The organism is Mitsuaria chitosanitabida ATCC BAA-476 = NBRC 102408 (assembly GCF_001598255.1).
GTDB classification, from domain to species: Bacteria; Pseudomonadota; Gammaproteobacteria; order Burkholderiales; family Burkholderiaceae_C; genus Roseateles; species Roseateles chitosanitabidus.
In genome coordinates this window covers 21,675-42,371 of sequence record NZ_BCYP01000013.1, presented here as the reverse complement: position 1 = coordinate 42,371, position 20,697 = coordinate 21,675, and the positions used below count along the sequence as shown (strand labels likewise).

The following is a 20,697-nucleotide window of genomic DNA, read 5'->3' as shown; positions in this document are numbered from 1 at the left end:
GGCGCCTAAGGCTTCGGACGCACGGTGTCCGTGAGCCGGTCTTCCGGATACTGACGCTGGAACTCGCGCCAGGCGGTGCCCGTGCGGGCCATGCGCTCCAGCCACGAGGCGATCCGCGCGCGGTCGCGGGCGCCCAGCGCCGTCGAGTGCGACACATAGGCGCCGCTGTCGCCCCAAGGCAAGGCCTCGTCGATCTCGTAATGGACGCGCTCGGCCAGATGGCGCCAGCGCGGATCGCGCCGCAGCGCGCCGGTGACCGCCGTCGGCGTGATCACGGCGATGTCGGCCACGCCCTCGTTGAGCATCCGCGCCAGCGACACCGGGTCGGTCGCGCGCGCCAGGCGCCCTTGCCGCTCGAGCGCGCGCACGGCCGACTGGTAGGGCTCGTCGTAGTCGTAGCCGCGCACGATGCCCACGCGCAGCGTGCTGTGGGCCGCCAGCTCGGACAGGTCCACGAAGCGCGGGCGATCGGGTCCGATCCAGACCAGGGCCGCGCGGCTCTGCATCATCGGCACGAAGCGGCCGTGCCGATCGCGCTGCGACGAGCGGCGGGCCGGGACCAGCACGTCCGCCTGACCGGTCTCGAAGAGCATCTCCTGCCGTGCCCGCGGCACCGCGCTGAAGACGATCTCGCAGCCATCGCGGCGAGCCTCGGCGCGCAGCAGCTCGGGGAAGATGCCGCCCACCTCCCCGTCCTTGACGGTCACCGCCGCGCCGATGTCGGCCACCGGCACGCGGATCGGCCGCGCGCACTCGGCCTGCGCCAGCGTCGGCAGTCCGGCGGCGACGAGCATCAGCGCGGGCAGCCACGTCCGATACGCGACGCGTGGTCGCGAGGTCATGGCGAAGGGGGAGCGGAGGCGGTTCATCGGCGGCGCATCAGGGCGCGTGATCATGGCCGAGGAACGCCGCGGCGGGAACAGTGCTTGCCATTGAGCGTGCGATGCCCGTCGGCGATGGCGCCCAGCACCTCCTCCCCCACCGTCGGGTCGCGGCTCGCGCCGGACGGTGTCCACCGGGAGTCGTCGACGACGGACTCGCCGCCCCGGCCCGCACCGGAGCGGTTGAGCGGCGCCGGCGGCGCGGCGCGTCGCGCTGCCGGCGGCTTCTCTCAAGGTCGGCGCTCGCCGTCCTCGTCATCCGCATGCTCCGCGTCGGGCCCCAGTGACGGATCGTCGCCGCTGGCCAGGTCCTCCACGTCGATGGTCGCGTCGACGTCCTCCGGATCCGGGGACCGACTCACCCGGTCCGGCGCGATGTCGGGCGCGTCGCGATCGCGACCCGGCGTCGCCGACGCGCGCTCGCCGGTACCGAAGCGATCGGTGTCGCTCCCATGCTCGGCCGGCACCGCGCCGAACTCGTCGGGATCGTCCGGACCGGTCGGCATGCGGCGCTCATGCTGGATGTCGCTGCCGCTGTCCGAGCTGTCGCTCGGGCCGAGGGCGTCGGCATCGGTGCCCTTGGGTTGCGCCGGCGCGGGCGTGCCGCCGAGGAGAGAACTGGTGGCCATGGGGATGCTCCTGTGCGAGCGCGACCGCAACGACGATCGCGATGCCCCCGTGCGGCAAGTCCGGGGCCCGTGCACCCCGCGGCGCGACGGGCCGACGCCGCGCGCCCCCGCCTCAGTCGTCGCCGCCCGGCGTGCCGGGCGAGCGCTTCTGGTAGATCCGCTCCCGCGCGGCGATCTCGATGAAGTCGCCGGCGTGGGACGAGAAGCGGATGGTCTCGCGGGCCCCCAGGCCGAGGAAGCCGTTGCGGCACAGCGCCTCGCTGAACAGGCCGAAGGCGCGATCCTGCAGCGCGCGATTGAAGTAGATCAGCACGTTGCGGCAGGACACCAGCTGGACCTCCGCGAAGACGCTGTCGGTCGACAGGCTGTGATCGCTGAAGACGATGCGGTCCTTCAGCGACTTGTCCAGCAGCACATGGTCGTAGGCCGCCGTGTAGTGGTCCGACAGCGAGCCCGTCCCGCCCGCCCGCCGGTAGTTCTCGCTGAAGCCCGGCACCAGGTCGATGCGGTAGACCCCGGCCTGCGCCTGCGCCAGCGCCTCCTGGTTGATGTCGGTCGCGTAGATCAGGGTGCGCTCCAGCAGCCCCTCCTCCTTCATGAGGATGGCCAGCGAGTACGCCTCCTCGCCGCCGCTGCAGCCCGCCACCCAGAGCCGCAGCGACGGGTAGGTGCGCAGCACGGGGACGACCTGCTCGCGCAGCGCGAGGAAGTACTCGGGGTCGCGGAACATCTCGCTGACCTGCACCGTCAGGTCGCCCAGCACCGAGCGGATCACCTCCGGCTCCCGCAGCAGGCGGCCCTGCAGCTGCGACAGGGTCTGGCATTCGAAGCGCTGCATCGCGGCCTTGAGCCGGCGCCGCAGCGACGTGCCCGCGTAGTCGCGGAAGTCGTAGTGGTAGCGCTCGTAGATCGCTTCCAGGATCAGCTTGACCTCGATGTCGACCTCTTGTCCCGCCATGCGCGCGTCCCCTCCCCGTCGTGTCGAAGCGTCGATGCGGGCGCGCTCAGCGCGGCATCCACACGCGGACCAGCGAGAGCAGCTTCTCGATGTCCAGCGGCTTGGCGATGTAGTCGTTGGCGCCGGCGGCCATGCACTTCTCCTGGTCGTCCTTCATCGCCTTGGCGGTCAGCGCGATGATGGGCAGCCGCTTGAAGTCGGGCCGCGCGCGGATCTCGCGCATGGCGGTGTAGCCGTCCATCTCCGGCATCATGATGTCCATCAGCACCAGGTCCACCGCGGGCTTGGCGTTGGGCCCCTGCAGCGGCGCGTCGAGCCGCTCCAGCGCCTCGCGGCCGTTGCGCGCGATGTCGACCTTCACCCCCTTGGGCTCCAGCACCGCCGACAGCGCGAAGATGTTGCGCACGTCGTCCTCGACGATCAGCACGCGCCGCCCCTCCAGCATGTTGTCGCGCGCGCGGACCTCCTTGAGCATGCGCTGGCGCTCGGGCGGCAGCTGCGACTCCACCTGGTGCAGGAACAGCGTGACCTCGTCCAGCAGCCGCTCGGGCGAGCGGGCGCCCTTGATGATGATGGAGCGCGAGTAGCGCCGCAGCTGCTGCTCCTGCTGCACCGACAGCGTGTGGCCGGTGTAGACGATCACCGGCGGGAAGGCCACCTCCTCCTCCTGCGCCATGGCGTCGAGCAGCTCGTAGCCGCTCATGTCGGGCAGGTTCAGGTCCATCACCATGCAGTCGAAGGTCGACTGGCGCAGCAGCGCCAGCGCCTCGGCCGCGGTGGCCACGCCCTGGATGCGGACCTCGTCCGCGGCCAGCAGGTGGCGGATGCTGTCGAGCTGGCGCGCGTCGTCCTCCACCACCAGCACCGTGCGCATGCGTTGCGAGAACTTGGCCTCCAGCCGCCGCAACGCGACCTCCAGCTCGTCGCGCTTGACCGGCTTGAGCGCGTAGCCCACCGCGCCGCGCTCCAGCGCCTCGTGCGTGTAGTCCGCCACCGAGATCACGTGCACGGGAATGTGGCGCGTGATCGGGTCGCGCTTGAGCCGGTCCAGCACGCCCAGGCCCGAGTGATCGGGCAGGTTCATGTCCAGCAGGATCGCGCTCGGCGCGTAGCGCTGCGCGACGGACAGGCCGTTCTGGGCGGTGTGCGCCATCAGGCACAGGAAGCCCATCTCGCGGATCAGATCCCGCAGGATGAGCGCGAAGCGCGGGTCGTCCTCGACGATCAGGATGGCGCGCTCGCCCGGCACCCAGGCCAGGCGGTCGTCGTCCAGCTGCGGCAGCCGCGCGTCGGGCGCCGCCGGCGCGGGCTCGTGCAGCAGCGAGGCGACGGCCTCGGCCTCGGCCGCCGTCGGATCCATCGCCGGGTCGTAGGCCGGCAGCGCGGGCAGTGCCGGCGGCAAGGCCACGGCCCCCATGGGCGTGACGGGCGCCGGACCGGCGGCGGGCAGCGGCGCCTGGGCCGGCGACAGCGGCCGGGGCAGGTCCTCCTCGGCCGGCGGGACGTAGGTCTGCGGCAGCACCAGGCTGAAGGTCGAGCCCTGCCCCGGCGTGCTCGCCAGGTGGATGTCGCCGCCCAGCAGCCGTGCCAGGTCACGCGAGATCGACAGCCCCAGGCCGGTGCCGCCGTACTTGCGGTGCGTGCTGCCGTCGGCCTGGCGGAAGGCCTCGAAGATCAGTTCCTGCTGCTGCGGCGCGATGCCGATGCCGGTGTCGCGCACCGAGAACACCAGGCGGCCGTCCGCCGTGGCCTGCACGTCCATCCGCACCGACCCCTTCTCGGTGAACTTCAGCGCGTTGGACAGCAGGTTCTTGAGGATCTGCCCGATGCGGGTCTCGTCGCTCTCGATCCAGTCGGGCGCGTCCGGCGCCATCTGCAGGCCGAAGGCGAGGTTGCGCTGCGCGGCCATGGGCGCGAAGGTCTGCGTCAGCTGCTGCAGCAGCCGCGGCAGCGGCACGCGCTCGATCTGCATGTCGACCTTGCCCGATTCGATCTTGGCCAGGTCCAGGATGTCGTTGATCAGCGCCAGCAGGTCGTTGCCCGCCGAGCTGATGGTCTGCGCGAAGCGCACCTGTTCCTCGCTCAGGTTGCCGTCCTTGTTGTCGGACAGCAGCTTGGCCAGGATCAGCGTGGAGTTCAGCGGCGTGCGCAGCTCGTGGCTCATGTTGGCCAGGAACTCGCTCTTGTACTGGTTGGAGCGCTCCAGCGCGTCCGCCCGCTCGGTGAGCAGCTCCTGCGCCTGCGCCAGGTCGGCGCGCTGCAGCTCGAGCTGGCGGGTCTGCTCCTCGAGCTGTGCGTTGGTCTGCTCCAGCTCGGTTTGCTGGTTCTCCAGCCGCAGCTGCGAGTCGCGCAGCGTGTTGCCCTGCTCCTCCAGCTCCTCGTTGCTGGCGCGCAGCTCCTCCTGCTGCATCTGCAGTTCCTCGGCCTGGCGGCGGCTCTCCTCGAGCAGCGCCTCCAGCCGGCTGCGGTCCTTGGCCGCGCGCAGCGCCATGGCCAGCGGCTCGGCGATGCGGGCCAGCAGCTCGCGCTCGGCCTCGCCCACCTCGTGGCGGAAGCCCAGTTCCAGCGCGCATTGCACGCCGCCGTCGATGCCGGCGGGCGCGATCAGCAGCTCGGTCGAGCGGGCGCGGCCCAGGCTCGAGGCGATCGGCAGGTAGTCCGCCGGCAGATCGCGCACGTGCAAGGGCCGACGGTCGCGCGCGGCCTGGCCCAGCAGCGTGTCGCCGCCGCGCAGCGCGGGCGGCGCCGCGGCGTCCTGAGGCAGCGCATAGCCGCCCACGCGCTGGAAGGTCCCGTCCTCCTGCGCCACGTAGAAGGCGCCGACCTGCGCGTCCAGGTAGCGGGCCAGGAAGCCGACCGCGATCTCGGCCAGGCGCTCCACGTGCGGATCGCCCTGCAAGGCGTTGCCCAGTCCGGCCTGTCCGGCCTTGAGCCATTCCTCGGTCTTGGCGGCGCGATAGCCGCGCGAGGCCAGCACCGCCGCCGAGGCCGTCAGCACCAGCAGCAGCAGCGAGCCGCCCCCCATCACCCAGACCGTCTGCTGCACGGCCGCGTCCCAGACCGCGCGGCGATCGGCGGCGCGGTCGCGCTCCTCGCGTTCCATCTCGCCCAGCAGCGTGCGGATGCGCTCCATCAGGATGCGCCCGCGGTCGCCCTGCACGATGGTCACCGCGCCGATGCCGTCACCCTTGCGGCGCATGGTGATGGTCTCGTCCATCTCGGCGAGCTTGGCCTTGAACAGCTGCTCCATGGTCTCCAGCCGCTGGAGCTGGGAGCGGTTGTCCTTGAAGGCGCCGCGCAGGCGCTCGGCCGCCGCGGGCATGGTCACCTGCGCGGTGTTGAACGGCAGCAGGTAGCTGTCGATCCCGGTGATCAGGTAGCCGCGCTGGCCCGTCTCCGCGTCCTTCATGGCCGAGCCCAGGGTCTGGATCTGCTCCTGCACGGTGAGCGTGCGGGCCATCTGCTCCGCGGTCTCCGACTGCGCCTGCTGGGAGCGCCACGAGAACCAGGCCGTGATCACGATGGTGATCACGGCCAGCAGGAAGCCGAGCGTCGTCGGCAGCGGCAGCCATTCATGGCGCCGGCGCGAGGCCTCGAACGAGAAGTCCGCGGGGGAGCCGGGAGAAGCCGGAGAGGTCGTTGTGGTCATGAGCGGAAGGGGGTCGTCCAGCAATCGGCACCGGACAGCGCGCCGGATCCTAGCGTGCCGTTCCTCCTCCGCTCACAGGGTTCCCAGGGTCTCCAATGCGGGTTGTGCGGCCCTCAGATGCGCGGCTCGCCGCGCGAGTTGACGGTGATGCTGGCGCCGGGCGGCTGGGTCAGCTGCACGGCGTGCTCCTGGCCGCGGAATTCATAGCGCACGTCCCAGTACTCGGGCCGGCCGTCGTTGGGCACCGCGCCGCAGCGCTGCACGGCGCGCGTGTCATTGCGATTCACGTTGCTGCCGATCACCGCCCCACCGACCGCGCCGGCGGCCGTGGTCACGGCCTGGCCGGTGCCGCCGCCGAACTGGTGGCCCAGGATGCCGCCCAGCACGCCGCCGATGACGGCGCCGCCGACGTTGGGCCGGTCGCGGACTTCCTTCTGCTCGATCCAGCAGCGCTGCTGCTGCTGGCCCATGACGGCGTGGACCGAGGTCACGCGGGCCTGGTAGAGCGACTCGTCGCCGCGGCGGTAGTAGCTGGGTTGAGGCTCCGGGCCGTAGCGGTCGTCGCGCACGTCCGAACGCTCACCCACGACGCGGGCCGAGCTGATGCGATCGTTCAAGCCCATGGACTGCAGCGAGGGATAGCTGCCCGGCCGCAGCACGCGGCAGCGCCCGCCGTATCCCGGGTCCTCGCAGACCTCCCAGCGCTGGCCGGTCACCTCGACCGACGAGGCGCGGTCGTCGAAGCCCACGTCGCGCATGCGCGAGACCTGCGCGTCCACGCCGACCGAGCGGCCGCGGAAGTTCTCGCGCTCGAAGAAGGTGATGTCGGCCATGGCCTGGCCGCACAGCAGCGCCGCGCCGGCGGCCACGGCCGCGCGCAGCGCCAGCGAGGCGCGGCGGGACGCGCCGCTCTTGGCCGGGCGGCCGACGGCGGTCGCCGAGATCGCGGTCACGGCCTCGGTGGTGGTCGACGTCCCGGACGAGTGATTGGTCGTGGCGTTCATGGCGGTCCCCATCGTGGTGGTTGTGATGCCACCATGTTGGGCGACCGCGCGCCACCGGTCTGTCGGGCCGCGCTGGCGGCCGATGTAGGACGGGAGGCCGAGCGCATCGGCCGCCGATCCTTGCTGCGCCGCGGCATCTCAGCGCTCCGATTGCAGGCGCGGCAGCAGCAGCTCGAACATCGTGCCCTGCCGCGCGCGCGACACCCCGATCAGCGAGCCGCCATGGGCGCGGGCCACGCGCTCGGGCTCCTGCAGACCCGGGCCGACCTGGGCCGAGGACATGCCCGACACCGGCTCCTGGCCGCCGAACAGGTGGATCGCCGCCTCCGGCTCCAGCACCGCGTCGAAGCTGATGCGCAGCATCAGCGAACGGTGCGCGCCGCCATCGACCTGGACGCGCAGCGCGCCGTCGCCGGCGTGCGTCGCGGCCTGCATCAACAGCTGGTCCAGCGCCTGCGCCATCAGTTCCTGGTCGAACTCGCCGACCGTGTCGCCGACCCGCTCGAAGGCGGGCGGGCTCCACAGCACGGCCTGGTTGCTCTCGACGTCCAGCCGCTGGGCGGCCAGCGTCGCGAGGTCGCCGGGCGTGGGCTGCAGCTGCAGCAGCTCGCAGGGCCGCCGCGCGAGGCTGCCCAGGTGATCGACCTGCCGGCCCAGCAGCGAGGCCGCCGACTTGATGCGGGCCCCGGCCTTCTGCAGCGACGGCGACTCGGTCTGGCGGATCAGCAGCTCGGCGTTGAGCATCATCACGGACAGCGGGCTGCGGATGTCGTGGCTGAGGGCGCCCAGCATCAGCGCGTTGACGCGGGCCAGGCGTTCCTGCTCGACGATGCGCTCGGCCAGCATCAGGCGCTGGCGATGCAGGTCGGCGAAGACGGCGACCTTGCTGCGCAGCACATGCGCGTCCACCGGCTTGTAGATGAAGTCCACCGCGCCCGCCTCGTAGCCCTTGAAGCTGCGCTGCGCCTCCTGGGAGCCGGCCGTGAGGAAGATGATGGGCACGTGCCGCGTGCGTTCCGCGCCCCGCATCAGCTCGGCCAGCGTGAAGCCGTCCATGCCCGGCATCTGCACATCCAGCAGCGCCAGCATCACGTCATGCACGAGGAGCAGTTCCAGGGCCTGCGGGCCCGACTCCGCCGTCAGCACCTGCAGGCCGGAGTCGGCCAGCAAGGCTCTCATCGCGAGCAGGTTCTGAGGCTTGTCATCCACCACCAGCACACTGATCTGATCCGCCACGTCATTCCTCCAACGATCTGTCTCGATCTCTTCGTCTCGCCTTGTTGTGATGGCGCCGTCCACGCCGGCGCTGCGGCAAAGCGTTCCGCACGACCGCATTGGGCAACCGGCGTGCCCACGATGGCTCGGGACATACCCTCCCCCGATCCTCGCCCCGTGAATCCGACGGGGGTGTCGCCCTGGAGGTACGATGCGCCGCCCCACACCGGGCCGGCGCATCGCTGCGGCAGCGTCGCCCTCCTTCATCGCCAAGGCGCCGCCGAGCGCCCACGAGGACCTCCATGAAACAGAACAGCGCCGCGGTCGACGACCTCCTGTCCACCCATCGCGATCAGGTCCTGGCCGAATGGCAGACCGAGCTCGTCGCCGGCGGCGGCGGTCGCGACCTCGGCAGCGAGGTCCGCGAGACCGGCCTGCTGCTGGACAGCCTCCTGTCCGGCGTGCGCGCCAACGGCAACACCGACAACTTCGACGACGCGCCCTGGTCCGGCGTGCGCGAGGTCCTGACCCGGCTCTCCGCGTCCCGCGCGGCGCAGGGCTCTACGGCGGCGGACACCAGCCGCTTCGTGCTGGCGCTGAAGAAGCCGCTCTTCGCCGGCCTGCAGCGCCGCTTCGCCGACCAGCCGGCGGCGCTGGTGGACGCGACCTGGGAGATCTCGTCGCTGATCGACAAGATGGCCCAGTTCACCGTCACGACCTATCAACGCAGCCGCGAGGACATCATCGTGCGCCAGCAGCAGGAGCTGCTGGAGCTGTCCACCCCCGTGGTCAAGCTGTGGGACGGCGTGCTGGCCGTGCCCATGATCGGCACCCTGGACAGCGGCCGCACGCAGCTGGTGATGGAGGCGCTGCTGCAGCGCATCGTGGAGACCGGCTCGGAACTCGCCATCATCGACATCACCGGCGTGCCCACCGTCGACACGCTGGTGGCGCAGCACCTGCTCAAGACCGTGACCGCGATCCGGCTGATGGGCGCGGACTGCATCATCAGCGGCATCCGGCCGCAGATCGCGCAGACCATCGTGCACCTGGGCATCGACCTGGAGGGCATCACGACCAAGGCCACTCTGGCCGATGCGCTGTCGCTGGCGCTCAAGCGCGCCGGCTTCGTCGTGACCAAGGGCAAGGCCCAGGCATGAGCACCCGCATCCCGATCCTGCGCATGGGCAGGATCCTGCTGGTGACCATCCAGGTCGACCTGCAGGACCAGACCGCCCTGCAGTTGCAGGACGACTTGGCCAACAAGATCCAGGACACCGGCGCGACCGGTGTGCTGATCGACATCTCCGCGCTGGAGATCGTCGACTCCTTCATCGGCCGCATGCTGGCCGGCATCTCCAGCATCGCCAAGGTGCTGGGCGCGACCTCGGTGGTCGTGGGCATGCAGCCTGCCGTCGCCATCACACTGGTGGAACTGGGGCTGTCGCTGCATGGCGTGCGCACCGCGCTCAATGTCGAGCGCGGCATGACGCTGCTGCAGGAGGCAGACGAATCGGAACGGCCCCAGGACCAGCAGCAGGAGGCCGACCTTGACGCCGACGAATCCTGATCCCACCGGCGCGCTGCCCGTGCGCAGCGAGCCTGACATCGTGCTGGCCCGCCAGATGGTGCGCAAGCTGACGCAGGAGCTCAAGTTCTCCCTCGTCGACCAGACCAAGATGATCACCGCCGCCAGCGAGCTCTCGCGCAACACGCTGGTCTACGGCGGCGGCGGCGCGATGGAATGGTCGATCGTGCAGCAAGGCGCGCGCGCGGGCCTGCGCCTGGCCTTCGTCGACGAGGGTCCGGGCATCCCGGACATGGACCTGGCGATGAAGGACGGCTGGACCTCCGGCGGCGGCCTGGGCATGGGCCTGTCGGGCAGCAAGCGCCTGGTCAACGACTTCGAGATCGAGTCGGCCCCGGGCCGAGGTACGCGCGTGACCATCACGCGCTGGAAGTGACGTGCGCCCCGATCAACGTTTCTCCATCGACGACATCAGCCAGGTGGGCGAGGCCCGACGCGCCGCCCAGGCGCTGACGGCCGAGCTCGGCTTCCACGAGGAGGCGGCCGGCCGCGTGGCGCTGGCGGTGACCGAGCTCGGCACCAACCTGGTCCGACACGTCGGACCAGGGCGGCAGAGCGCGCTGCTGATGGGCGTGGAGCGCCGGCCCGACGGGACCGGGCTGCGCGTGATCTCGCTGGACCAGGGGGGCGGCATGGACCTGCAGCGCTGCCTGCAGGACGGCTTCAGCACCGGCGGCTCTTCCGGCACCGGCCTGGGCGCGGTCAAGCGCATGGCCGATCGCTTCGACGGCCATTCGGCCGCCGGACGCGGCACGGTGCTCGTGGCGAGCTTCTCGCCGCGCGGACGCATTCCCGGATCTCCGTGGCCGGCGGGCGGACCGCCCGTGACCGGTCGCGCCGCTTTCGACATCGGCGCCGTCTCGCTCGCCGCGCCCGGCGAAACCATTTGCGGGGACGGCTGGGGCTTGCGCCGCGAGGGCGCGCGCTGGATCGTCGGCCTTGCGGACGGACTGGGCCATGGCGCCGCGGCAGCGGAGGCGTCCGACCGGTTCGTGGCGTTGTTGGGCGAGGCCTCGGATCGCACGCTCGCCTCACCCGCGGCCTTCCTGGAAGACGCTCACGAGCGCATGCGCGCCACCCGGGGCGCCGCCGGGGCCGCCCTCGCGCTGGAGGAAGGTCAGTCGTCGCTGCGCTTCGCCGGCGCGGGCAACATCGTCGGTCGCCTGATCTCGGGCGTGTCGGATCGCACGCTGCTGTCGCAGCACGGCACGCTGGGTCTGCAGGTACGGCGCTTGCAGGAGGTGGTCTACGATTGGCCGCCCCATGCGGTGCTGGTCCTGCATTCCGACGGCATCGTCAGCCGCTGGTCGCTGGAGGCCACGCCCGGCCTGATCCAGGCCGGGCCCTCGGTGATCGCCGCCTGGGTGCTGCGGGACCACCTGCGCGGACGCGACGACGCCTGCGTCGTGGTCGTGCGCCGCGGGGCATCGACGGGCACGGCGCGTGACGACGCGACGGCCGGCCCGCCAGTCATCGAGGGAGAACCATGAGCGACCCATCCGCCGCCCTCGTGGGCGGCCCCTCCGAGGCCGACAGCCCGACCGCGCTGCGCGCGGCGCTGGACAACGCGCGCGCCCAGATCGCCGCGATGCAGGAAGAGCTCGACGAGACCAACCGCGGCGTGCTCGCGCTGTATGCCGAGCTCGACACCCAGGCCCAGCAGTTGCGCCAGGCCACCGAGCTCAAGAGCCGTTTCCTGGCCTACATGAGCCACGAGTTCCGCACGCCGATCGCCTCCATCCGCAGCCTGACGCGGCTGCTGCTGGACCATGTCGACGGCCCGCTGACCGAGGAGCAGGAGAAGCAGATCAACTTCATCCGGCGGACCTCGGAGGAATTCGCCGACATGGTCAACGACCTGCTGGACCTGGCCAAGGTCGAGGCGGGTCGCATCGACGTCTCCCCGGCCTGGTTCGAGCTGGTCGACCTCTTCGCCGCGCTGCGCGGCATGTTCAAGCCGGTGCTGGTGAACCCCGAGGTGCAGCTGATCTTCGAGGAGCCCCAGGGCATCGGCCAGGTCTTCTCGGACGACGCCAAGCTGTCGCAGATCCTGCGCAACTTCGTCTCCAACGCGCTGAAGTTCACCGCCCGCGGCGAAGTGCGTGTCAGCGCTACGCCGGGCCGCTCCGACACCGGCGAGGAACAGGTCACCTTCGCCGTCGCCGACACCGGCATCGGGATCGCCCCCGAGTTCCACGCGGCCATCTTCCAGGACTTCACCCAGATCGGCTCGCCCATCCAGAAGCGGCTGCGCGGCACCGGCCTGGGCCTGTCGCTGAGCAAGCGCCTGGCCGAGCTGCTGGGCGGCCGCGTCGACCTGACGAGCGAGCCGGGCGTGGGCTCGGTGTTCTCGGTGACGCTGCCGCTGCGCCTGCCCGAGGCCCGCGCGGACGGCACGGCGGACGCCGCCGGCGAGCGGCTCACCGGCGCGGGGACCGGGGCATGAGCGAGGCGAAGGCGGCGCGGCTGATCGACCGGTCCCGGCACCGGCTGCTGGTGGTCAACGACGACCCCGTCGGCCGCTACACGACGGTGCGGCTGCTCAACGCGGCCGGTTTCCCGACGCTGGAGGCCAGCACCGGCGCCGAGGCGCTCGCGATCGCGGACGACGCGCTGTCCGCCGTGGTGCTGGACATCCACCTGCCCGACATCGACGGCTTCGAGCTGTGCCGCCGCCTGCGCGAGCGACCCAACACCTTCCGGCTGCCGGTGATCCACCTGACCGCCGCCTACCTGACCGACGAGGACAAGGTGCGCGGCCTGGACGCCGGCGCCGACGCCTACCTGACACACCCGGTCGAGCCGGCGGTGCTGGTCTCCACCATCCAGGCGCTGGTGCGCACGCGCGCCGCCGAGGACGCGATGCGTCGCAGCGAGGCCAAGTTCCGTGCCGTCTACGCGCTGGCGCCGAACGGCATCTGCCTGCTGCGCGCCGGCGGCGGCGCCGTGCTGGAGGCCAACCCGGCGATGCTCGCGCTGCTGGGCCGGGAGGAGCACGAGGTGCTGGGCCGGCCGCTGACCGACTTCGTGGCGGAGGCCCACCGGCCGGACGCCCTGGCCTTCATCGCGGCGCTGGGGCATGACGGCTTGCGCGCGCAGTTCCCGTTGCTGCCACCGCCTCGCGGCGACGGTGACACGGAGGTGCCCGGTCCCGTGCAGGTCGAGTGGACCGCCTCGACGCCGATCGAGCCCGGCCTGTGCATGGCCACCGCGGTCGACGTGTCCCAGCGGCTCGTGATCGCGCGCCAGCGCCAGGAGCTGCTGGACCGCGAGCGCAGCGCGCGCGGCGAGGCCGAGCGCCTGTCGCGGATGAAGGACGACCTGATCGCCGTGCTGTCCCACGAGCTGCGCACGCCGCTCAACGCGATCATGGGCTGGACCCATGTGCTGCAGCGGCACAGCCCGCCGGATCTGCTCCACAAGGGCCTGACCGCGATCGACCGCAACGTCTCCATCCAGGCACGGATGATCGCGGACATCCTGGACATGTCGCGGCTCAACGTGGGCAAGCTGCCGCTGACCCGCGAGCGCGTGGAGGCCGGCTCGGTCGCGCGCGCGGCGGCGGCGGCGCTGCAGCACACGCTGGCCGATAGCGGCCATCGGCTGGAGCTGGACCTGCGCGACGAGGAAGTGGCGCTGCTGGCCGACGGCGGCCGGCTGCAGCAGGTGATCTGGAACCTGGTGGGCAACGCGGCCAAGTTCTCGCCGCGCGGGAGCACGATCACGCTCTCGCTGCGGGCGCACGATGGCGGCGCCTCGGTGGAGGTCCGCGACGAGGGCCAGGGCATCGCGCCCGAGTTCCTGCCCCACATCTTCGACCGCTTCACGCAGAGCGACGCGACCAGCAACCGGCAGCACGGCGGCCTGGGCCTGGGCCTGGCCATCGTCAAGAGCCTGGTGGAGGCGCATGGCGGCTGGGTCGACGTGCGCAGCGACGGCCCGGGCCGCGGCACCGCGATCAGCTTCTGGCTGCCGGGCGCGGAGCAGGCGCCGGCGCTGGTCGACGGGGACACGGGCCCCGGCGGCGTGAGCGCCTTCGGGGCGCTGGGCGACGAGGGCGGCGCGCCGGTCGCGCTGGGCGGGATGCGCGTGCTGGTCGTCGACGACGACGCCGACGCGGGCGCGATGCTCAAGCTGATCCTGGCCGAGCGCGGGGTGCAGGTGACCACGGTCACCAGCGCCGACGAAGCGCTGCTGGCGCTGGCCGGCAAGGTCTTCGACCTGCTGGTCAGCGACATCGGCATGCCGGGCCGCGACGGCTACGAGCTGATCCGCGACATCCGCGCGCTGGAGGCGCCCGGCGAGCACCTGCCGGCGATCGCGCTGACCGCGTTCTCGCGCGACATCGACCGGCAGCAGGCCTTGCAGGCCGGCTTCGACGCCCACCTGGCCAAGCCGCTGAGGCCGCAACTGCTGATGCGCCTGGTCGAACAGGTCGCGACCACGCCGGCGTCCTGAGCCGTCCCGTCAGGCCTCAGCCGCCGTCCGCGGCCCGCAGCGACAACCCCAGCCAGAACGACCGGCCTGGCGCCGGCTCGTAGAAGCGCCCGTTGCCATCGTTGACGATGACGCTGCCCGCATAGCGGCGGTCCGCGACGTTGTCGAAGCGAGCGCTCAGCTCGGCGCGCATCGCGCCGAAGCGCCAGGCATGCCGCGCCCGCAGGTTCAGCACGCCGTAGCCGGCCGCCCACTCGCTGTTGAGGTCGTTGACCGCCGTGCGCTTCACGCCGCGCCATTCGACGGCGAGCTCCCCATGCCGCGCCACCTCGTCGGGCCGCCAGGCGAGCTCCGCGTAGGCGCTGCCCGCGTGGGTGCCGGCGATGCGGTTCCCCGCGGGCACCGAGACGCTGGCCGCCGCGCATGGCGTGGCGGTGCAGGTCAGGAAACCGTCGCGGTAGCTCGCCTTCAGCGTGCCCAGCGCCACCTGCGTCCGCCAGCGCGGTGCGAAGGCCCAGGCCCCGGCCAGCTCGATCCCGCCGCGCCGCGTGCGCCCGACGTTCTGGAAACTGGAGCGGCCGCCGCTGTTGGTCAGCACGCCGATCTCGTCACGGGTGTCGATGTGGAAGACGGTGGCATCGAGTTCGATCGCCCCATCGCCGGCGCCTCGCCCGCCGCGCCACTTGAGGCCGAGCTCCTGCTGCGTGCTCTTCTGCGGCTTGAGCGCCGCATTGAAACCGCCCTGCCCGTCCGCCCGGTAGGCGAGCTCGTTGAGCGTCGGCGATTCGAATCCCCGGCCGACGGCGGCATGCAGCAGCCAGCCGGGCGCGGCCTTCCAGCCCAGCCCCAGCGCGGGCGTGGCATAGCGGTAGCGCGCGGCGCCGGAGTCGTCGCCATTCGACAGGAAGCGGTCCTGCGCGGACAGCGTGACCCGCCCGGCCCGCACACCGGCGCTCGCGCTGAGCGTCTCGGTGATCGGCGCCTCCAGCTGTGCGTAGGCCTCGCGAGTGACGGCCTCGTTGTCCTCGTCGCGGCGCAGCGCGCCCGTCACGCCGAGGCGTTGAGCCGCGCCACTGCCGATGAAGTTCTCATGGCCCTGCCGATCGTCCCGTTGCCGCTCGAGGTTCACGCCCGTCGCGAGCGTCGCCTCGCCGAGCCGCCAGATCGCGCGGGCGTCGACGCCGTCGTAGCGCCGATGGAAGTCCACCACGCCGCCTCCGCTGCCCACCGGGGTTTGCGCGGCGACGGTGATCGACTGCCACTGCGTGACCGCGCGCCGGCCGGCATAGGCGGTGATCGCGGTGTCCGACAGCGGGCCGGCCTCGTCGAAGCGATGCGACCAACGCGCGCCGAGCTGCGTCTGCCGCGCGTTCTTGCGGGTGTCGAACTGCTCGGCCTGAGCAGCGGTCTGGTCCGGGTTCGCGGCGAGCTGCGCGGCGGTCAGGCCGAGCGGATCCTGCGCGCGCTGGTCGATGCTGTTCATCAGCACGAGCACCTGATCGCGCTCGCCGGCCCAGGCGAGCCGGCCGTTGGCCAAGGCGCGACGCGCGGCGCTGTGCGGACGGAAGCCGTCCAACGCCAGATGCGAGACGCCCGCCTGCGCTTCCCAGCCGCCGCCGAGCGGCGAGCCGATGCTCAGGCGCGTCTGACGCAGCCCCGCGCTGCCCGCGTCGAGGTCCACCGCCGCGAAGCGCTCGCGCACCGGCGCGCTGACCATCGCGATCACGCCGCCCGAGCTGTTGCCGTAGAGCGCCGAGAACGGCCCGCGCAGGACCTCGATCCGCGCGGCGGAGGCCAGGTCCATGTGCGTGACCTGACCCTGGCCGTCCGGCATGGTGGCGGGAATGCCGTCCGTGTAGAGCCGCAGCCCGCGCACGCCGAACGGCGCCCGCGCGCCGAAGCCGCGCGTCGACAGCTGCAGATCCTGCGCGTAGTTCTGACGGTTGTTGGCGGTGAGGCCGGGGACGCGGTTCAGCGCTTCCGACAGGTTGATGCGCGGACCGGCCCCGCGCAGGGTGTCCGCGTCGATCACGGACGCCGCGTAAGGGGCGTCGTCGAGCCGCCGCCCGGCCACGCTGCCCGAGACCACCACGGCCGGCAACGTTCCTGACAGCGTGTGCGGCGGCGTGTCCGGCGGCGTGGCCGACGGCGAGTCCGCCTGCCGCCGGTTCGCGATCACCACAGGCTGGCCCCGCGCCGCCGTGGGCGCCACCTCCGAAGGCGGGCCTTGGGACGGCACCGACGCCTCGCCCGTCGCCGCGATGGCGCCCGTGCCGGCGGCGCACAGCCAGGCGGCCGCGACCGCGCGCAGGCCGCTGCGGCCCTGTGATCCCTTCATTGATCCTCCCGATGCATGGATGGCGTCGATCGCGCCCGCGGGCCTCATGGCAAACGGAATGCCGGTCGCGGACCATATCGCATCGCGCGGGCATCCCGCTTGCTGTTCCCGCCTCTGGCGCCCGCTTCGGCGCGCCCCTCGACGGAGACGCCCATGAACAACAAGCCCACCCCATCCGCCTTGTCTCACTCGCCTGCCGCTCCCACCTCGTCCGCGTCGACTCCCGCTGCCGCCTCGTCCGCCTCGTCCGCCTCGTCCGCCTCGTCCGCTTCGTCCGTCGGCTCGACTCGCGCGGCCCGGCCGACACGGGCGCTGCTGGCGGTCGCGGCGCTGGTGGCCCTCGCGGCGACTGGCGTCTCGACGGTGCGCGCGCTCGAGGCCCAGCCCGCGACCCCGCCCGGCTACGGTCCCAACCCGACGCTCCCCGAGCCCGACAAGCGCCTCGTGCCCACGATCAATGTCGCCAAGGCGGTGGGCTGGCCGGTCGGCGTGCAGCCGCAGCCGGCGACCGGGCTGGCGGTGACGCGCTTCGCCGACAAGCTCGATCACCCCCGCTGGGTCTACGTGCTGCCCAACGGCGACGTGCTGGTCGCCGAGACCAACGCGCCGGTGCGCCCCGACGACGGCAAGGGCCCCAAGGCCTGGATCACCAAGCAGTTCCAGAAGAAGGCCGGCGCCACCGCCAAGAGCGCCAACCGCATCACGCTGCTGCGCGACACCAACGGCGACGGCATCGCCGATCAACGCTTCGTCTTCGCCGAGGGGTTGAACTCGCCCTTCGGCATGGCGCTGGTGGGCCCGAGCTTCTACGTGGCCAACACCGACGCGGTGATGCGCTTCCCCTATGCCGACGGCCAGACCCGTCTGGCCGGTCCGCCGACCAAGCTGGCCGACCTGCCGGCGGGCTCCATCAACCATCACTGGACCAAGAGCCTGATCGCCAGCGCCGACGGCACCCGGCTCTACGCGGGCATCGGCTCCAACAGCAACGTGGGCGAGAACGGCCTGCAGAACGAGCAGCACCGCGCCGGCATCCTGGAGATCGACATCAAGACGGGTGCGACGCGGGTGCTGGCCTCGGGCCTGCGCAATCCGGTCGGCCTGGCCTGGGAGCCGACGAGCCAGGCGCTGTGGGTCTCGGTCAACGAGCGTGACGAACTGGGCGACGACCTGGTGCCGGACTACATCACCTCGGTGCAGGACGGTGGCTTCTACGGCTGGCCCTACAGCTGGTACGGCCGTCACGTCGACGACCGCGTCAAGCCGCAGCGGCCGGAGCTGGTGGACCGCGCCCTGGTGCCCGACTACGCGGTGGGCGCGCACACGGCCTCGCTGGGACTGGCCTCGGCGGACGGCAACCGGCTGACGCAGGCCTTCGCGCACGGCATGTTCGTGGGCCAGCACGGCTCGTGGAATCGGCAGGTGCCGGCGGGCTACAAGGTCATCTTCGTGCCCTTCGTCGGCGCCAAGCCCAGCGGCATGCCCATCGACGTGCTGACCGGCTTCCTCAACGCCAAGGGCGAGGCCATGGGCCGTCCGGTCGGCGTGGCGGTGGACCGCGCCGGCGCGCTGCTGGTGGCGGACGACGTCGGCAACGTCATCTGGCGCGTGACCGCCGCGGGCTCGGCCGGTCCGACGGCCGCCTTCCCCCGAGCGGCGCAGGCGCCGAGCGCGCCGGCCTCGCGCTGAAGCGACGGCCCGGGGCGCTCCCGGGCCCTTGCGCTGATCCGACCCGCTTCGGTGATCGGACCCGCGGGCTCGACGCTCAGTGATGCGCGCGCTTGGCCGGCACCTTGCCGCCGGCCTTGCGGGCCCTGGACAGGCCGATCGCGACGGCCTGCTTCTGGCTGGTGACCGTCTTGCCACCGCGGCCGCTCTTGAGCTCGCCGCGCTTCTCCTCGTGCACGGCCTTCTCGACTTCGTCGTGGGCCTTCTTCCCGTATCGCGCTGTCATGGTCGTCCTTTCGAAGTGGGGGATGACGGGATGAGGCAAGGCGGATGCCTCGCGTTCCCGCGCCCCGCGCTTCCGGGCCACCGCGTCCAGAATGAGTAATAAAGTACTCAATGCAAATTTTTGAGCACTTTATTGCTCATGAGAGCTTGCCCAGTCGAGCGCATCAAAGTACGCTTTACTCGATATTGCGTACTTTATTGCCATGATCACCCTCCCCGACATCGCGACAACCCTGCGGGACGCCTCGCAGCGGAACGGCATGACCCAGGCCCGGCTCGCGGAGGCGGCCGGCATTTCCCGGCGCACCCTCACGCATGTGCTCAGCGGCGAGGAGGATTTCCGCCTCAGCACCCTGATGGCCCTGGCGGATCGGCTGGGGCTGGAGCTGCTGCTGGTGCCCAAGGGCGCCGCCGCGGCCTTGGCGGCCGGCCAGGAGGTCGGACCGCCGGTGAGATCCGTCGTCACCGACGCCCTGGCGGCCTTGCACGCTCGACCTGGAACGCCGAGCGACCCGGCGACGACTGCGCGGACTGCTGCTCGCCCTGGAAAGACGCGTCGATGAACGTCAAAGCCCTGTCCATCCATCTCGGCCCGCTGCGGCTCGGCGTGCTGTTCCAGTACGCCTTGCCGGGCGCCTCGGTCACCAATCGCTTCGTCGCCGACGAGGATCTGCTCGCGCGCGGGGCGGACACCCTGCCGACCCTGTCGCTGTCGCTGCGCGCCAGCACCCCGCAGGCTCAGGCGGCCCTGTGGCGCGATGTGCAGTCGGCCAGTTTCAACGGCCGGCACTCGGCGAAGAACGGCTGGCTGCTGCCGGCGTTCTTCCAGAACCTGCTGCCCGAGGGCGTGTTCCGCGACCATGTCGCCGCGCTGCGGCACTGCGCGCCGGACGACCACTTCGAGATGCTGGCGGCCTGCGGCAAGGACCTGCCGGGCCAGGTGTACGCACTCCCGGTCGAACTCTCGCGGGACGAGCTCGCGCGCTACGTGACGCAAGGCCAGGACGCCCTGGAGATGTCCGTCACGGCCGATCCGCTCGACGAAGGCGTGTCGCTCTCGGGCGTGCAGCCCAAGCTGGGCGTCATTCGCGAGGGCGACCGCTACGTCGGCAGGACCAAGGACCAGGACACGCACATCATCGCGAAGCTGCCGGTCGTCGGGCAGCCGCTGCTGCCGGAGGTGGAGGACCTGACCCTGCGCCTGGCGCGCGCGGCCGGCGTCGACACCTGCGAGGCGACGCTGGAGCCGCTGGATCGGCTCGGGCTGCCGCATGGCTACGACCTCGGCGATGCCGACGGCCACACCCGCTTCCTCGCCGTCACTCGCTTCGACCGGAGCCCCGGCGGCCGCCTCCACGTCGAGGACTTCGCGCAGATCTTCGGGCGCATGCCGGAGGACAAGTACGGCGCGCCCTCCCCGGAAGGGGCCCTGCCGGCGACCTACCTGGACATCGCCGCCGTGCTCCTCGCCGAGCCGTCGATGGGCGAAGCCGCGGTGCACGAACTGCTGCGGCGTCTGGTCGTCAACGAGATGGTGGGCAACGCCGACATGCACCTGAAGAACCTCGGGGTGCGCTACCTGGACGGCATCACGCCCAGCCTGTCGCCCGCCTACGACCTGGTGGCCTACGCGGTGTTCCACCGGATCCGGGGTCACGCCCTCCTCCTCCTGCCGACCGAGTACCTGCCCCGGCGCGCGGCCGCGCAGGCGCGCAAGGACGGCGCCGCGGCGAAGCAGGCGATCTCGCCCGCGCTGCTGCAGGAGTTCTGCGCGCGCCTTCGCATCGCGGTCAAACCCGCCGAGCAGGCCATCTCGCGTTGCGTCAAGGCCGCCTACGACCGATGGCCCGCGATGATCGAGGCGTCCGCGCTCACGCCGCAGCAGAAGCAGCGCCTGCTGGCGCATGTGATGGACCACCCCCTGGTGGCCTCGCTGGCACGTCGCGCGCAGCGGGCGAAGGCGCGCGACACGGCCTCGGCCGCTCAGCGCTGACCCGCTCGCCCGCGGCGGCGGCGAGCCGTCCGCTCAACCGAGGCGAACCGCG

17 protein-coding genes are annotated in these 20,697 nt (G+C 71.9%); 9 read left to right on the top strand and 8 right to left on the bottom strand.

Annotated elements, in window-relative coordinates:
• Positions 1 to 5: 5 nt before the first annotated feature.
• The 6 genes from MCHT01_RS08455 to MCHT01_RS08430 all read right to left on the bottom strand — a co-directional run bounded on the left by MCHT01_RS08455 (position 6) and on the right by MCHT01_RS08430 (position 8,357).
• On the bottom strand, positions 6 to 869 hold the full coding sequence (locus MCHT01_RS08455) for a substrate-binding periplasmic protein (protein WP_067064599.1): 864 nt from the start codon (positions 867 to 869) through the stop codon (positions 6 to 8).
• Between the two features lie 242 nt (positions 870 to 1,111).
• Complete coding sequence (locus MCHT01_RS08450) at positions 1,112 to 1,510, bottom strand: hypothetical protein (protein ID WP_084452234.1); 399 nt, start codon at positions 1,508 to 1,510, stop codon at positions 1,112 to 1,114.
• 112 nt (positions 1,511 to 1,622) lie between these two features.
• Positions 1,623 to 2,468 carry a CheR family methyltransferase gene (locus tag MCHT01_RS08445; RefSeq protein WP_067064597.1) on the bottom strand — a complete coding sequence of 282 codons (846 nt, stop codon included), beginning with the start codon at positions 2,466 to 2,468 and terminating at the stop codon, positions 1,623 to 1,625.
• Between the two features lie 46 nt (positions 2,469 to 2,514).
• The gene (locus tag MCHT01_RS08440; RefSeq protein ID WP_067064765.1) at positions 2,515 to 6,117 is read right to left on the bottom strand and encodes a response regulator; all 3,603 of its coding nucleotides are present in this window, start codon (positions 6,115 to 6,117) and stop codon (positions 2,515 to 2,517) included.
• A gap of 113 nt (positions 6,118 to 6,230) precedes the next feature.
• Positions 6,231 to 7,121, bottom strand: coding sequence for a beta/gamma crystallin-related protein (locus MCHT01_RS27805; RefSeq protein ID WP_273489621.1), 891 nt, complete (start codon positions 7,119 to 7,121; stop codon positions 6,231 to 6,233).
• A 138-nt stretch (positions 7,122 to 7,259) separates the two neighbouring features.
• On the bottom strand, positions 7,260 to 8,357 hold the full coding sequence (locus tag MCHT01_RS08430; RefSeq protein ID WP_067064596.1) for a hybrid sensor histidine kinase/response regulator: 1,098 nt from the start codon (positions 8,355 to 8,357) through the stop codon (positions 7,260 to 7,262).
• Positions 8,358 to 8,638: 281 nt separating this feature from the next.
• Here MCHT01_RS08430 and MCHT01_RS08425 point away from each other — a divergent pair, with 281 nt between their 5' ends.
• From MCHT01_RS08425 to MCHT01_RS08400, 6 genes are read left to right on the top strand one after another with little or no spacing between them, the layout of a single operon-like run.
• Positions 8,639 to 9,496, top strand: coding sequence for an STAS domain-containing protein (locus MCHT01_RS08425; RefSeq protein WP_067064594.1), 858 nt, complete (start codon positions 8,639 to 8,641; stop codon positions 9,494 to 9,496).
• On the top strand, positions 9,493 to 9,906 hold the full coding sequence (locus MCHT01_RS08420) for an STAS domain-containing protein (protein ID WP_067064592.1): 414 nt from the start codon (positions 9,493 to 9,495) through the stop codon (positions 9,904 to 9,906). The genes MCHT01_RS08425 and MCHT01_RS08420 overlap by 4 nt, the downstream gene beginning before the upstream one ends.
• The gene (locus MCHT01_RS08415) at positions 9,887 to 10,300 is read left to right on the top strand and encodes an anti-sigma regulatory factor (protein WP_067064590.1); all 414 of its coding nucleotides are present in this window, start codon (positions 9,887 to 9,889) and stop codon (positions 10,298 to 10,300) included. The genes MCHT01_RS08420 and MCHT01_RS08415 overlap by 20 nt, the downstream gene beginning before the upstream one ends.
• Position 10,301: 1 nt before the next feature.
• Positions 10,302 to 11,414: an ATP-binding protein gene (locus MCHT01_RS08410; protein ID WP_067064589.1), complete on the top strand. Its 1,113-nt coding sequence runs from the start codon at positions 10,302 to 10,304 to the stop codon at positions 11,412 to 11,414.
• A complete protein-coding gene (locus MCHT01_RS08405; RefSeq protein ID WP_067064587.1) occupies positions 11,411 to 12,370 on the top strand; it encodes a sensor histidine kinase in 960 nt (319 codons plus the stop codon). Before MCHT01_RS08410 ends, MCHT01_RS08405 begins: the two co-directional genes overlap by 4 nt.
• Positions 12,367 to 14,382: a hybrid sensor histidine kinase/response regulator gene (locus MCHT01_RS08400; RefSeq protein ID WP_067064585.1), complete on the top strand. Its 2,016-nt coding sequence runs from the start codon at positions 12,367 to 12,369 to the stop codon at positions 14,380 to 14,382. The genes MCHT01_RS08405 and MCHT01_RS08400 overlap by 4 nt, the downstream gene beginning before the upstream one ends.
• A gap of 16 nt (positions 14,383 to 14,398) precedes the next feature.
• On the opposite strand, the gene MCHT01_RS08395 is transcribed toward MCHT01_RS08400, so the two are convergent.
• A complete protein-coding gene (locus tag MCHT01_RS08395; protein ID WP_067064584.1) occupies positions 14,399 to 16,699 on the bottom strand; it encodes a TonB-dependent receptor family protein in 2,301 nt (766 codons plus the stop codon).
• Positions 16,700 to 16,852: 153 nt separating this feature from the next.
• On the opposite strand from MCHT01_RS08395, the gene MCHT01_RS08390 reads away from it, so the two are divergent.
• Positions 16,853 to 18,388 (top strand): PQQ-dependent sugar dehydrogenase, encoded by a 1,536-nt coding sequence (locus MCHT01_RS08390; protein WP_084452195.1) that lies wholly within the window; start codon positions 16,853 to 16,855, stop codon positions 18,386 to 18,388.
• A gap of 76 nt (positions 18,389 to 18,464) precedes the next feature.
• Here MCHT01_RS08390 and MCHT01_RS08385 read toward each other — a convergent pair whose 3' ends face one another.
• Positions 18,465 to 18,653 (bottom strand): DUF6496 domain-containing protein, encoded by a 189-nt coding sequence (locus tag MCHT01_RS08385; protein WP_067064582.1) that lies wholly within the window; start codon positions 18,651 to 18,653, stop codon positions 18,465 to 18,467.
• 202 nt (positions 18,654 to 18,855) lie between these two features.
• On the opposite strand from MCHT01_RS08385, the gene MCHT01_RS08380 reads away from it, so the two are divergent.
• Together MCHT01_RS08380 and MCHT01_RS08375 are read left to right on the top strand one after the other, a co-directional pair.
• Positions 18,856 to 19,215 carry a helix-turn-helix transcriptional regulator gene (locus MCHT01_RS08380; RefSeq protein WP_067064581.1) on the top strand — a complete coding sequence of 120 codons (360 nt, stop codon included), beginning with the start codon at positions 18,856 to 18,858 and terminating at the stop codon, positions 19,213 to 19,215.
• Positions 19,212 to 20,645: a type II toxin-antitoxin system HipA family toxin gene (locus MCHT01_RS08375; RefSeq protein WP_067064579.1), complete on the top strand. Its 1,434-nt coding sequence runs from the start codon at positions 19,212 to 19,214 to the stop codon at positions 20,643 to 20,645. Before MCHT01_RS08380 ends, MCHT01_RS08375 begins: the two co-directional genes overlap by 4 nt.
• Positions 20,646 to 20,697: the final 52 nt, after the last annotated feature.